The organism is Streptomyces boetiae (genome assembly GCF_031845405.1).
GTDB lineage: Bacteria > Actinomycetota > Actinomycetes > Streptomycetales > Streptomycetaceae > Streptomyces > Streptomyces boetiae.
The window spans coordinates 1-13,811 of sequence record NZ_JAVREN010000080.1 but is presented as its reverse complement, the minus strand read 5'-3'; the positions used below and the strand labels follow the sequence as shown (position 1 = coordinate 13,811).

The following is a 13,811-nucleotide window of genomic DNA, read 5'->3' as shown; positions in this document are numbered from 1 at the left end:
GGGGGGCGCAACGGCCACGCGGGCGCCGGTCCGCGCCCTCAGGAGGCCCGCGGGTGCGGGGGCAGACGGCGGGCCCGCTCGGACGCGGGGCGGTCGGCGGGGCGTTCGGCGGGCCGGTCCCAGTCGGACGGCAGGGGCGGCGTGCGCCAGCGCGGGTCGGGCCGCCACGCGGCCCAGTCCTCGGAGAACGGCCTCCCCCACGCGCGGATGAGCCCGGCCGCCTCCCGGCCGGCCGCGCGCACGCGCTCCGCCTGCCCGGCGTCCAGCAGCCCGGCCTGCTGCGCCTGGGCGAATTCGTCCTCGTCCCGCCACTCCCAGCTGCGGTCGGGATAGACCGCGATGTCGAGAAAGTGATCCTCGGAGTCGACCCCGCCGGGCCAGCGGGTCCGGGGCTCTTCAAGGTTGACGTACCAGTTCTTGAAGCGCCAGCCCCGGTCCCAGAAAAGCCACACGGACCACGGCTCCCCCGGGCGGGCCAGCTTCAGCACCCCGGCGCCGAACCAGCGGGAGCGCACGGTCGCGCGGGGCTTGGTGTAGCGCGTGGCCAGGGGCTCGTCGTGCACCGGGGTGCCGTCGGCCAGCTCGGGCTTGATGCACTCGGTGCCGGGCGCGAGCCAGACGGCCAGCAGGTCCTCCGTGTCCTGCACGACGGTGACGGGCCGGCAGATGTGAATACGTCCGCCGGCCCCCTCCGGGCCGTTGGCCCGATACCGCCACAGGATGTGATCGCCTGGGCGCCGTAGATGCGCGTCGCCGGGGCTGTCGATTCCCGTTGTCATCTACACGTGACTCCTCCCCCACGGCCGGAGCCGGGGGGCTTCCCGCTCGGCCTCACGGCTGAGCCGCGGACAAACCCTGCCCGCCACCCGAAGGCAGACTCCCATCCTATCAACCGACGCGGTGTCAGACGGTCAAGGACGCGTCATCCGCAGGACGTCCAGGGCGGCGTCGAGCTGTTCGAGCGTCAGGTCCCCGCGCTCGACGTAGCCGCCCTCCAGCACGGTCTCGCGGATCGTCCTGCGCTCGGCCAGGGCACGCTTGGCGACCTTGGCCGCCTCCTCGTAGCCGATGTAGCGGTTGAGGGGCGTGACCACGGACGGGGAGGACTCGGCGTACTCGCGGGCGCGCTCGACGTTGGCCGTGACGCCGTCGACCGTGCGGTCGGCGAGCAGCCGGGAGGCGTTGGCCAGCAGCCTGATGGACTCCAGCAGGTTCTTGGCGATCACCGGCAGCATGACGTTCAGCTCGAAGTTGCCGGAGGCGCCGGCGGTGGTGACGGTGGCGTCGTTGCCGATGACCTGGGCGGCGACCATCAGCACGGCCTCGGGGATCACCGGGTTGACCTTGCCCGGCATGATCGAGGAGCCGGGCTGGAGGTCGGGCAGGGCGATCTCGGCCAGGCCGGTGCGCGGGCCGGAGGACATCCAGCGCAGGTCGTTGCAGATCTTGGTGAGCGAGACGGCGATGGTCCGCAGCTGGCCGGAGGTCTCGACCAGGCCGTCGCGGGCGCCCTGGGCCTCGAAGTGATCGCGGGCCTCGGTCAGCGGCAGGCCGGTGGCGCGGGCCACCTCGGCGATGACGGCGGCGGAGAAGCCGGGCGGGGTGTTGATGCCGGTGCCCACGGCGGTGCCGCCCAGGGGCAGCTCGGCCAGGCGCGGCAGGGCGGCGTTGAGGCGCTCGACGCCGTACCTCACCTGGGCGGCGTAGCCGTTGAACTCCTGGCCGAGGGTGACCGGGGTGGCGTCCATCAGGTGGGTGCGGCCGGACTTGACGACCTCGGCGAACTCGGCGCCCTTGCGCTCCAGCGCGGCGGCCAGGTGGGTCAGGGCCGGGATCAGCTCGCCGGTGACGGCGGCGGTGGCGGCGATGTGGATGGAGGAGGGGAAGACGTCGTTGGAGGACTGGCTGGCGTTGACGTGGTCGTTGGGGTGGACCGGGCGCCCGAGCCGCTCCGTGGCGAGGGTGGCGAGCACCTCGTTGGTGTTCATGTTGGAGGAGGTGCCGGAGCCGGTCTGGAAGACGTCCACGGGGAAGTGCTCGTCCCAGCGGCCCTCCGCGACCTCCTCCGCGGCGGCGGCGATGGCCTCGGCCATGTCCTTCTCCACGACGCCCAGCTCGGCGTTCACGGTGGCCGCCGCCGCCTTGATCCTGGCGAGGGCGGCGATGTGGGCGCGCTCCAGGCGCTGGCCGGAGATCGGGAAGTTCTCCACGGCGCGCTGGGTCTGGGCCCGCCACCTGGCGTCGGCCGGCACCCGCACCTCGCCCATCGAGTCGTGCTCGACGCGGTATTCGTTCGTACCACTCATGGGGAGGAATCTACCGGGCGCCTTTTCGGCGCCCCGGACCGGAGAGCACGGAAGGGCACGGCCGGGCAACGCTGCCCGCCCCGGTCGCGTCTGATCCCCTAGCGTGAGGAAGCAGGCCCTGCGGGCAGCCGCCGGGCCGACGGTCGGAGTGAATGTGACGGACCAGACGCGAAGGCCCTTGCCGGGCCGGGCCCGGCCGGGATCGGCCGGCACGGAGCCCTGCCCTGGCCGGGCCGGCGCGCCCGCTGCCGCCGGGGACGAGGACGCGGAAACGGCCGGCCCGCGCCCCCGCGCCGCGACGTCCGCGCAGGAGCCGGCGCCCCCGACCGCCCCCGGGGGCACGGGCTCCGCCGGCGGGGCGGGAACGACCACGGGGGCCAAGGCTCGCGCGGGCGCCGGGGGAACGGTCACCGCCTCGGCCGAGGGGACCGGACCGTCCGCAGACGCGGAAACGGCTGCCGCCGGGGCGGCCGGACCGGAACCGGCCGAGGCGCCTCGCGGAAACGCCGACGGGGACGCCCGGCGCGCGGCTCGGACCGCCAGTGCGGAACCGGCTGCGCAGCCCGGCGCGACCCCGGTCGCCACCGGGTCGGCCGAGGCCGGTGAATCCGAGACGCCCGCGGCGGGCGAGGCGCGCGGGACCGCCGTCGTCGGCGCGGCCGGAGGGCGAACGGCCGCGACGGGCCGGACGGGGACGGCAGCCGCCGTCGCCGGGACGGCCTCGGCCCACCACGGCGCGCGGACAGAGCGCGGCGCGACAGCGGGCGCGGCGGAAGCCGCGGACGGCACCGCACGGGCCGCCGGAACAGGCGCGGTCGAGACGGCCGGGGCGCCTCGCGCGGAAGCACATGCGGCGCACGGCGCACGGCCCGCCGGAGCAGGCCCGGCCCGCCCCGGCAAGCGGACGGAGAACGACCGGGCCGGGGCCGCGGAGGGCGCGGCCGGAATGACCGTGCCCGGCGCGGAAACAGCGCCCCGCGCGGAAGCGCCCGCGGCGGACGGCGCGGCGGGGCCCGGTGTCCCAGCGGCAGAGGCGGCAGGCGCCGGGCACAGCACCGCCGCGGACGCGCCCGGCGCGGACGCGCCCGGCGCGGAAGCGGATGACGCGGAAGCGGACAGCGGCGCCCGGCGCGCGGTGCGGGCCGTCGGAGCGGTCGCCCTGCGGTTCGCGCGGCAGCCCTACTGGGAGCGGGCCGGTGCGGACTGGGTCGTGCGGCGGTGGCCGGATCTGACGGCCTGCCTCGTGGCCACCTTCTTCTTCTGGCTGTCGCTGACCCCCTCCCTCGTCCCCCGCCCCTGGTACTACCAGGGCGTCATCGGCGGCATCACCGCCGCCATCGGCTACGGCCTGGGCGCCCTGCTCAGCCGCCTGTTCCGGCTGGTCTCCCCCTGGCAGCCCAGCCAGAGGGCGCGGGCCCGCTGCTGGCTGGTCTACCTGCTCGCCCTGCCCTGGGCCGTGGGCATCATGCTGGGCCAGAGCGCGGACATGCAGCGGGAGCTGCGGCGGCTCCAGGAGCTGCCGCCCACCCTCACCTGGCACTCGCTGATGATCACGGCCATCTCGCTGGCCGTCCTCGCGCTGCTGCTGGTGACCGCCCGCGCGATCCGGCTGGGCACCCGGCTGCTGACCCGGCTGCTGAACCGTTTCGTGCCCTGGCCCGTCGCCGTCGCCCTCGGCATGGCACTGTCCACCACCCTCGTGGTGGTCGGCACCCGCGACGTCGTCTGGGACCGCGGCGTGCTGGAGGTGGCCGACCGGCTGGCCGCCGCCAAGGACCGCTCCACCGACCCGGGCGTGCTGCGGCCGTACTCCCCCGCGCTCTCCGGCAGCCCGGACTCCCTCATCGCCTGGGAGGACCTGGGCAACAAGGGCCGGACGTTCACCGGCACCGCGATCTCCGGCGAGGAGATCTCCGGCTTCACGGGCGAGCCCGCCCGTGACCCCATCCGCGCCTACGTGGGCCGCGCCGCCTACGAGGACTACGCGGACGGCGCCGAGCTGGCCGTGCGCGAGCTGGAGCGCACCGGCGCCTTCGAACGCGAGGTGCTGGCCGTCACCGGCACCACCGGCACCGGCTGGGTGAACCCCACGACCGTCGAGGCGCTGGAGTACCTGCACGGCGGCGACACGGCCGTGGTGGCGATGCAGTACTCCTACCTGCCGAGCTGGGCCTCGTTCATGGTGGACAGGAACGAGGCGGGCGAGGCGACCGAGGCCCTGTTCGACGCGGTGTACGCGCGCTGGCAGCAGGAGCCGGAGGGCGAACGCCCGCGGCTGCTGGTCTTCGGCGAGAGCCTGGCCGTCTCGGCGATCGAGTCGGCCTTCGACGGCCTGGACGACATGATCGAGCGCACGGACGGGGCGCTGATGATCGGGCCGCCGGACTTCAGCCCGATCCACGCGGAGCTGACCCGCGAGCGCGACGCGGGCAGCCCGGTGTGGCGGCCGGTGTACGACGGCGGGCGGCACGTGCGTTTCGCCCAGTACCCCGAGCGGGACCTGCGGCTCCCGGAGGGCGCGGCCTGGGAGGACCCGCGGATCGTCTACCTGCAGAACGCCTCGGACCCGGTGGTGTGGTGGTCCCCGGACCTGCTCTTCCGCCGCCCCGAGTGGCTGAACCAGCCGCTGGGCCCGGACGTGACCTCGGCCATCGACTGGTTCCCGTTCGTCACCTTCTGGCAGACCACGGTGGACATGGCCGTCTCCTACGGGGCGCCGGCCCCGCACGGGCACCGCTACGGCTCCAACCCGGTGGACGCCTGGGCGGCCGTGGCGCCCCCCGAGGGCGGCTGGACCGCGGAGGACTCCGAACGCCTGGGCTGGCTGCTGGAGGTCAGGCACCCGCCGCGCCACGGCTGGGCCGGCTGAGCCCGCGAGGGCTCAGGCCGTGCCCGGCGCGGGCTCCGGGCCCCCGCCCTCCTCCGCCTCGGACGGGCCCGCCGCCGGTACGGGAGCGGCCACGGGGGCCGGCTCCTCCCCGGAGGGGGTCTCGCCCTCCTCCTCGGGGTCGCGTTCCGCGATCATCGCGCCGCCGCCCCCGGCCGCCCGCCGGTCGGCCTCCTCCTGATACGCCCGCAGGTAGCCGACCACGGTGCTGGTGACGGCGATCAGCGGCACGGCCACCACCGCGCCCGGGATGCCGGCCAGCGTGGAGCCCGCGGCCACTCCGAGCACCACGGCCAACGGGTGCACCCGCACCATCCGGCCCAGGATGAACGGCTGGAGGATGTGCCCCTCGATCTGCTGCACCAGCAGGACCACGCCGAGCACCAGGGCCGCGTCGAACACGCCGTTGGTCACCAGCGCCACCAGCACGGCCAGCGCGCCCGAGGCGATCGCGCCGACCAGCGGCACGAAAGAGGAGACGAAGACGATGACGGCCAGCGGCACGGCCAGCGGCACGTCGAGGATGAAGAGCCCGACGCCGATGCCGATCGCGTCGATCAGGGCCACTATCACCGTGCCGCGCACGTACCCCGTGAGGGTGATCCAGGCGCGCGGCCCGGCGCCCGCCACGCCCTCGCGCGCCGCCCGCGGCACCAGCCGCAGGAACCAGTGCCACACCCCGCGCCCGTCGTAGAGCAGGAAGAGGACGACGAACAGCGTGATACCGGCGCCCGCCAGGAACTCGACCGCGTAGTTGACGCCTTCGAGGCCGGCCGAGGTGAGGGTGTCGGTGTTCTCGCTGATCCAGTCGTTGATGTTCTCGACCCACTCGTCGATGTTCTCCTCGGTGATGTCGAACGGCAGCGTCAGCACCCAGTCCCGCAGGCGCTCCACGCCGTCCTGCACCTGGTCGGCCAGCTGCTCGGAGTTCTCTATCACCTGCCAGACGACGAACCAGCCCATCAGGCCGATCACCGCGAAGCCGCCGAAGGCCGTCACCGCGGTGGCCGCCCCCCGGCTGAAGCCCAGCCGCTTCAGCCAGGCGACGAACGGCTGGAGCAGCGCCGTGATCAGCAGCCCGGAGGCGAAGGAGACCACCAGCAGGCTGACCGCGCCGACGACTTGGACGAGCACCCAGACGACGCCCGCCAGGACCAGCATCCGCCACCCGGCCTCGGCCGCGACGCGCACGCCCCACGGAATGGCCTCGGCGGGCGCGGGCCGCGGGGCCGGCTCGGGCGTGGGCGGGGCGACGGGACGGGCAGCGGGGCGGGCGACGGCCGGGGGCGGGGCCGCGGCGCGCCCGGCGCCCGCAGGCTCGCGCTCGGGCGCGCGCTCCGGCGCGGCGGCGGGGGCCGCGGGGCGCGGCCGGTCCGGGCCCGGCTCGGGGCCGATGTCCGGGACCACGGCGGCGGCCTCGGCCTCGCCCTGCTCGCCGGCCTCCCGCTCCAGGCGCTCCTGCTCGCGTTCGGCGGCGCTCTTCAGCCCGGCCACGCGCGACACGCCGGCCCTGAGCCGGCCCCATCCTGACATTCCGTTGTCCCTCCGCCCCCAGCTACCTCACCGCGGGGGTACCTCACCGCGGTGCGGGACGCACGTTACCGCGCGGGCCGCCGCGAAAGGGTCTCCCGGCCGTAACGGCGCGGGCACGGCCCCCGCACGCCGGGACCCCCGCACCGGCGCTCGGTGCGGGGGTCCCGTGGGGCGTGGGGCAGGGGCGTGGCGCTCGTGGCGCGGCCCGGTCAGTACCAGCCGTTGGCCTGCCAGAAGTCCCAGGCGCCGCAGGGGCTGCCGTAGCGGCTCTCCATGTAGTTGACGCCCCATCGGATCTGGGTGACCGGGTTGGTCTGCCAGTCGGCGCCGGCCGAGGACATCTTCGAGCCCGGCAGCGCCTGCATCAGTCCGTAGGCGCCCGAGTAGGGGTTGGTCGCCGTGTGGTCCCAGCCGCTCTCGTGGTCCACGATGTTGGAGAAGCACTGGAACTGGTCGGCGGCCACGATCTGGCGGGCCAGCGCCTGCACCTCGGAGACGCTGTAGGAGGACTGCACCGGCAGGTCGGCGGCGGCGTCGGCGCGGGCCGCGGCGGACTGCGCCTCGCGCGCGGCCTCTTCGGCGGCCTCCCGCTCGGCGCGCTCACGCTCCTCGCGCTCCTGCTCGGCCCGGCGCTCCTGGGCGTCCTCGGCCGCCTGCACGCGGGCGGCCTCCTGGGCGGCACGCCTGGCCTCCGCGTCGGCGGCCTCGGCCTGCGACTCGGCTTGCTGCGTCAGCGACGCGGTGTGCAGCTGGGTGTTCGTGCCGACGGGTATCTCGGCAAGCAGCGTCGCATCGGCCGCGACGATTTCCACCTGATCGGTGGCGCGGCCCTGTTCGTCTCCCGAGGCAACACCGACGGCGGCGCCGACGGTGGTGACCGCGGTAGCGGACGCCACTGCGAATCCCCGGACCGAAATCCCGGTCACACGGTTTCCTTCCGACATCGCCCGCTTCGGAGTGACCCTGCGGGCGCAATCGTGCCCCTGACACGGGCCTCCCCTTGCAACGGTCACAGGAGGCGCTGGCCCGTTCGGGATCGCCGCGCGGGGGGCGCGGGACCACGAGGAACTCTCGGGCGGCATACGGCGAGCGGCTGTTCAGTTGTCTTGAGCGGAACGTCCTGTGCTGTCCGGGTGGACATCGTTGCCATATGCGGGGCCTGACAGACGCACACACTGCCGGAGACGGATGCCCCGAGGCAATTCGGGTCTCTGTGGGAAAGGTCACATCAGCGCGGGCTTGTCAGACCCGGAAGGAGTAGTTTCGGGGCCGCTGCCAGCGGCGATACGGCGGCCCGCACGGGGCGCGGACGGAGATAAGCACCACGTCGTCCGTTTCGCCGAGTTGGTGCAAGATCGCCAGGAACTCCGCCCGTCCGCCCCCTTTTTGTCAGCCGGGGACAGACGGGCGGCCCCGCACGTGCCCCCGTCTACAGGGGGCCCTCCTCCAGCATCTCGGTCACCAGCGCGGCGATCGGGGAGCGCTCGGAGCGGGTCAGCGTGACGTGGGCGAAGAGGGGGTGCCCCTTCAGGCGTTCGACGACCGCGGCGACCCCGTCGTAACGGCCGACCCGCAGGTTGTCGCGCTGGGCCACGTCGTGGGTGAGGACCACCCGCGAGTCCTGGCCGATGCGGGAGAGCACCGTCAGCAGGACGTTGCGCTCCAGGGACTGCGCCTCGTCCACGATGACGAACGTGTCGTGCAGCGAGCGCCCGCGGATGTGAGTCAGCGGCAGCACCTCCAGCATCCCGCGGGCCACCACCTCCTCGATGACCTCCCGGGTGGTGACGGCGGAGAGGGTGTCGAAGACCGCCTGCGCCCAGGGGTTCATCTTCTCGGCCTCGGTGCCCGGCAGGTACCCCAGGTCCTGGCCGCCGACCGCGTACAGCGGGCGGAAGACGACCACCTTGCTGTGCTGCCGCCGCTCCAGCACGGCCTCAAGACCCGCGCACAGGGCCAGCGCCGACTTGCCGGTGCCGGCCCGGCCCCCCATCGAGACGATCCCGACCTCCGGATCCAGCAGCAGGTCCAGCGCGATCCGCTGCTCGGCGCTGCGGCCGTGGATGCCGAACGCCTCCCGGTCCCCGCGCACCAGCCGCACCGAGCCGTCCGGGGCGACCCGGCCCAGGGCCCGGCCGCGCTCGGAGGAGATGACCAGGCCGGTGTGCACCGGCAGCCCGGCCGCCGCCTCGTCCCGCACGCGCTCGGCGGCGTACAGCTCGTCCACGGCCTCGGGCGCCAGGGTGATCTCCTGGATGCCCGTCCACCCGTCCGCCTCGGTGATGGCCAGCTCGGCGCGGTACTCCTCGGCCGCCAGGCCCACGGAGGACGCCTTGATCCGCAGCGGCAGGTCCTTGGAGACCACCGTCACGTCGTGGCCCTCGGCCTGGAGGTTGCGGGCGACCGCGAGGATGCGCGAGTCGTTGTCCGCGAGCCGGCCGCGCTCGTTGAGCATGGCGGGAGGCAGGACGGCCGGGTCGGAGTGGTTCAGCTCGACCCGGAGCGTTCCGCCCAGGTCGCCGATCGGCAGCGGGGTGTCGAGCCGGCCGTGCATCACCCGGTACTCGTCGAGGCGGCGCAGGACCTGCCGGGCGAAGTAGCCCAGCTCGGGGTGGTGCCGCTTGGCTTCGAGCTCGGAGATGACGACGACCGGGAGGACGACCTCGTGCTCGTCGAAGCGGGTGAGGGCTCCCGGGTCGGCGAGCAGAACGCTGGTGTCCAGGACGTACATGCGCCGGTCGGTGGAGCGCTTTGTGCTGGTGGCCACGAGTGGACGAACCCCCTCGGATGAGGTGCGGGAAGGTGGCGCCGCACGGGGCCAGAACCCATCGGGCGCCGGGGGTCACAACAGCCGGTCCCAGGCCGCCGCGCACGGGGCCGGGACCGGCCCTGTTCCCCGGCTGAAAAAGGGGGTGCGGTGGTGCGCAAACGGGCCTCCCGGCGGACCGCACCGTCGTGCGGTCCGCCGTGAATATGCCCGCCCGTTGCGCATCTCATGCGAAGAACGCCCGGCCGCACGCCGTGGCGCCCGCGTCCCGCCGTTCCCGCGAACGGCGGATTCCGGCCGTTTTCCCGGAGTTCCCCGGGCCGTCGGCCCTCAGATGCCGTAGCGCCGGTGGCGGGCGGCGTAGTCCCGCAGTGCCCGCAGGAAGTCGACTTTCCGGAACGCCGGCCAGTACGCCTCGCAGAAGTAGTACTCCGAGTGGGCGCTCTGCCACAGCATGAATCCGGACAGGCGCTGCTCCCCGCTGGTGCGGATCACCAGGTCCGGGTCCGGCTGCCCGCTGGTGTACAGGTGCTCGGAGATGTCCTCCACGCCCAGGCCCTCGGCGACCTGCTCCAGCGTCTGGCCCTCGGCCGCCCGCTTGGCCAGCAGCGAGCGGACCGCGTCGGTGATCTCCTGCCGGCCGCCGTAGCCCACCGCGACGTTGACGAGTATCCCCGTCCGGTCGGCGGCCAGCTCCTCGGCCTCGCGCAGCACCCGGCGGGTGCGCTCGGGCAGCACGTCCAGGGCGCCCACGTGGTTGACCCGCCAGCGGCCGTCCTCGGCGAGGCCGCGCACCGCCCCCTCGACGATCGACAGCAGCGGGGTCAGCTCCTCGGGCGCGCGGTTGAGGTTGTCCGTGGAGAGCAGCCACAGGGTGACCACCTCGACGTCCGTCTCCTCGCACCAGCTCAGCAGCTCGCGGATCTTCGCCGCGCCCGCCTCGTGGCCCTGGCGGGTGGTGCTGCCGGCCGCCTTCGCCCAGCGGCGGTTCCCGTCGAGGATGACGCCGATGTGCTTGGGGCCCTGGTCGGTGTCGAGCCGACCCTCGACCCGCCACGCGTACAGCCGCACCGCCAGCCGCCGCAGCCTGTCCCGCATGGTCCGCATCCTGTGTGCCCGCCCGTCCATGACCCCCAGCTCCGCCCGGTGACCTCGCCCGCTCCTGCCGTGCCCGGAAGCCTACTGCCGGGCAGCCGCCCCGGGCGCCGCATCCGGACATCCGTCCGGGATGCCCCCGGGGAGGGGACAAGACGGAGGACCCGTGTCCGGGAGGCGGGGGCCGGCGGGCCCGGCGTGGGGCGTGTCCGGGAAAGAAAGCGGGCCGGTCCGTGGGGGGGGTTACGGACCGGCCCGAGGGGGGGATTCCACCGTAACGCATGTTTGGCCTTACCGGGTGCAGCGCGGAGGACATTCACGCGGCGAGTCCCGCCGCGAGGAGCGCCGCGAAGGCCCCCAGCGCCATGAACGGACCGAAGGGAACGGTGGTCCGGCGGCCCGCGCGCCCCGCCAGCACCAGGGCGAGACCGTATCCGGCTGCCAGCAGGAAGCCGGCGAATGTGCCGAGGAACACACTCCACCAGCCGTACCACCCCAGGGCGACACCCACCGAGAGCGCCAGCTTGACGTCCCCGAACCCCATTCCGTACGGGTTGATCAGGAACAGCAGCAGATAGACCCCGCCCAGCACGAGGCCGCCCAGCAGCGCCCGCCGCCAGCTGCCCGCCGCGCCGTCCGCCAGCGCCGCCAGGCCCAGGCCCCCGGCCACCGCCCCGGCGAGGGGAAGCGTCAGGGCGTCGGGCAGCCGTTGCACCGCGAAGTCCACCGTCGCCAGCAGCACGAGCACCGGCGCCGCCGCCAGCCACACCGCCAGCTCCGGCCGCGGGCCCACCGCGGCGGCCAGCAGCGCGCAGCCGGCCGCGACCAGCGCGGCCGGGCGCGCGGCGGGCACCCCGTACCGGGGCTCGTCCGGGCCTCGCGCGCAGCCCGCGCACCGGGCCGGGCCCAGCCAGGCGGCTCGCCGGCCCGCGCGTCCCGAGGCGCTCAGGGGGTGCCCGGCGGGGCAGGCGGAACGCCAGGGTTCCCCCGGCTCGACCGCCAGGCGGTAGGCCGCGCGGGGCAGCAGCAGCCCGGCCAGCGCGCCGAAGCAGGCGGAGCCGGCGATCAGGAGAGGGTGCGACACGGGCCGAGCGTAACGAGCGGGGCCCGGACATCACGCGGGCCGGCCTGCCCGAGTGGGGGGGAGGGGCAGACCGGCCCGTTTGAGTGGGGCCGGACCGGAGCGGGGGGGGGTGGCTCACGGTCCGCCCCGCCAGCCGTCGCCGGGGTGGGAGTGACGACGCTGGCAGCACAGCGTGTTGGCAGGCCAACACGCGAGAACCATACCGCACCGTTCCGAGCCCTGTGACCCCCCTGCGCGGCGCCTCTCACCGGCCTCCGGGCGCCCCGCGCGCGGCCCGGCGCGCCCCCGCGAACGGCCGCGCGCGGGGCGCCGCCGGGCCCCTCGCCGGCCGCGTTCACCCGCCCGCGCCGCCCTTGCCGTCCGGCGCCTGCGCCTCGCTCGCCAGACGGCGCAGGGCCCGGCCGTAGCGGCGGGCCGCCGCCCGCTGCGCCACCCGCCCCAGCGGGCCCGCCGCCCGCGCGTACCAGGCGGCGCCCCGGCTGAACGCGGTCACCGTCAGCCGCACCGAGCCGTCCGGCCGCCGCACCACCTCGAACGCCTCCTCGCCCGAGACCGGGTGGCCCGGCAGCGTGCCGTAGGCGAAGCCCCGCCGGTCCGGCTCCTCCACTGTCCACACCACCTCGCAGGGAGCGTTCAGCCTCAGCGGCCCGGCCCCGGCCGTGACCGTCACCCGCACCCCCGGCGCGGCCCGCGGCGCCGTCGCCGCCACGCCCAGGCCCGCGGCCCGGTGCATGCCCCAGCCCAGCAGCGCGTCCCCGGCCGCCTCGAACACCGCCCGACCGCGCCCGAGTTCGGTACCGGTGCGCAGCAGGCGGTAGCCGGGCGGCGGCAGTCGCGCCGGGTCGCGGGTGGCCCCCGCCTCCCGGTACGTGAGCGTTCCGTGGTCATCCATGAGCGCGCGGGCCCCCTTCGTTCTCCGGCGGGTTCGGTTCCGTCCTACGATGCTCGCTACGCCTTACAGATTCCGGCAGGGGGGAAGACGCATGGCTCCGAGCGACGCGCCGCCGTCGCCGTTCGGCCCACTGGGCCCCGGCGATCCGCGCGAGGTGGCCGGCTACCGGCTCCAGGCGCGGCTGGGCTCCGGGGGGATGGGCACGGTGTACCTCTCCTATACGCGGGGAGGGCAGGCCGTCGCCCTGAAGGTGGTGCGCGGCGAGTTCGCCGACGACCCCGAGTTCCGGCGGCGCTTCGAGCAGGAGGTGCGGGCCGCCCGCCGGGTGCAGGGCGTCTACACGGTGCCTGTGCTCGACAGCAACACCGAGGGGGCGGCCCCCTGGCTGGCCACCGCGTACGTTCCCGCCCTCTCCCTCTCCGACGCCGTGCGTGCCCACGGGCCGCTGCCCCTGGAGAGCGTTCTCCTCCTGGTGGGCGGGGTCGCCGAGGCGCTCCAGTCGATCCACGCGGCCGGGGTCATCCACCGCGACCTGAAGCCGGGCAACGTCCTGCTGGCCGGCGACGGCCCCAAGGTCATCGACTTCGGCATCGCGCGGGCAGCCGACGCGACCGCCCTGACGGGCACGGACGTGCGGGTGGGCACCCCCTCCTACATGGCGCCCGAGCAGATCACCGGCACCTCCGCGACGCCCGCCACGGACGTCTTCGCGCTGGGCATCGTCACCCACTACGCCGCCACGGCCGCGCATCCGTTCGGCGAGGGAACGGCCCACGGCCTGATGTACCGGATCGTCCAGGAGCCCCCGGACGTCAGCGCGGCCCCCGAGGCCCTGCGCGGCCTCATCCACGCCTGCCTCGCCAAGGACCCGGCCCAGCGGCCGACTCCCGCACAGGTGATCGACGCCTGCCGCGCGCTGTCCCCGGGCCGGATGCTGCAGCGCCGCGACAGCTGGCTCCCGGCACCCGTGGCCTCCGAGGTCACCCGCCTCATCAACGCCCGCCCCCCGACGGCCCTCCCGGCCACCCCGCCCCCACCGCCGCCCGCCGCGCCGAGGAGCGGGCCCGCGCCCTGGCCGCCGAGCTGGACCGCCTCGCCGGGCAACAGGCCGCGGACGAGGCCGCCCTCGCCGAGGCCGACCGCCTCCTGGCCCCCTGGCCCGAGGAGCGGCGCGCGCTGGCCGAGGCCGCCGGCCTCGCCCACGACGCCGCCGGCCGCGCCGCCCACCTCGCCCAGCTCCTGGACCC

General features: G+C 75.2%; 10 protein-coding genes. 2 read left to right on the top strand and 8 right to left on the bottom strand.

What is annotated here, in order from left to right:
- Window positions 1-38: 38 nt before the first annotated feature.
- Both fomD and RM780_RS27030 read right to left on the bottom strand, forming a co-directional pair.
- Window positions 39-779, bottom strand: a complete 741-nt coding sequence (fomD, locus tag RM780_RS27035; RefSeq protein WP_311633539.1) for a cytidylyl-2-hydroxypropylphosphonate hydrolase — start codon at window positions 777-779, stop codon at window positions 39-41.
- A 132-nt stretch (window positions 780-911) separates the two neighbouring features.
- On the bottom strand, window positions 912-2,306 hold the full coding sequence (locus RM780_RS27030; RefSeq protein WP_311633538.1) for a class II fumarate hydratase: 1,395 nt from the start codon (window positions 2,304-2,306) through the stop codon (window positions 912-914).
- A 946-nt stretch (window positions 2,307-3,252) separates the two neighbouring features.
- Between RM780_RS27030 and RM780_RS27025 the strand changes: the two genes are divergently transcribed.
- Window positions 3,253-5,175 (top strand): alpha/beta hydrolase, encoded by a 1,923-nt coding sequence (locus RM780_RS27025; RefSeq protein ID WP_311633537.1) that lies wholly within the window; start codon window positions 3,253-3,255, stop codon window positions 5,173-5,175.
- 12 nt (window positions 5,176-5,187) lie between these two features.
- On the opposite strand, the gene RM780_RS27020 is transcribed toward RM780_RS27025, so the two are convergent.
- The 6 genes from RM780_RS27020 to RM780_RS26995 form a co-directional block, all read right to left on the bottom strand.
- Window positions 5,188-6,726: an AI-2E family transporter gene (locus RM780_RS27020; RefSeq protein WP_311633536.1), complete on the bottom strand. Its 1,539-nt coding sequence runs from the start codon at window positions 6,724-6,726 to the stop codon at window positions 5,188-5,190.
- Between the two features lie 209 nt (window positions 6,727-6,935).
- Window positions 6,936-7,652: an aggregation-promoting factor C-terminal-like domain-containing protein gene (locus RM780_RS27015; RefSeq protein WP_311633535.1), complete on the bottom strand. Its 717-nt coding sequence runs from the start codon at window positions 7,650-7,652 to the stop codon at window positions 6,936-6,938.
- A gap of 503 nt (window positions 7,653-8,155) precedes the next feature.
- The gene (locus RM780_RS27010) at window positions 8,156-9,457 is read right to left on the bottom strand and encodes a PhoH family protein (protein WP_311633540.1); all 1,302 of its coding nucleotides are present in this window, start codon (window positions 9,455-9,457) and stop codon (window positions 8,156-8,158) included.
- Between the two features lie 366 nt (window positions 9,458-9,823).
- The gene (locus RM780_RS27005) at window positions 9,824-10,591 is read right to left on the bottom strand and encodes an isoprenyl transferase (RefSeq protein ID WP_311633534.1); all 768 of its coding nucleotides are present in this window, start codon (window positions 10,589-10,591) and stop codon (window positions 9,824-9,826) included.
- Window positions 10,592-10,904: 313 nt separating this feature from the next.
- Window positions 10,905-11,672: an A24 family peptidase gene (locus RM780_RS27000; protein ID WP_311633533.1), complete on the bottom strand. Its 768-nt coding sequence runs from the start codon at window positions 11,670-11,672 to the stop codon at window positions 10,905-10,907.
- Window positions 11,673-12,006: 334 nt separating this feature from the next.
- Window positions 12,007-12,564: a DUF1990 family protein gene (locus RM780_RS26995; RefSeq protein ID WP_311633532.1), complete on the bottom strand. Its 558-nt coding sequence runs from the start codon at window positions 12,562-12,564 to the stop codon at window positions 12,007-12,009.
- 91 nt (window positions 12,565-12,655) lie between these two features.
- On the opposite strand from RM780_RS26995, the gene RM780_RS26990 reads away from it, so the two are divergent.
- On the top strand, window positions 12,656-13,811 hold a 1,156-nt coding region (locus RM780_RS26990; protein WP_311633531.1), incomplete at its 3' end, for a serine/threonine-protein kinase.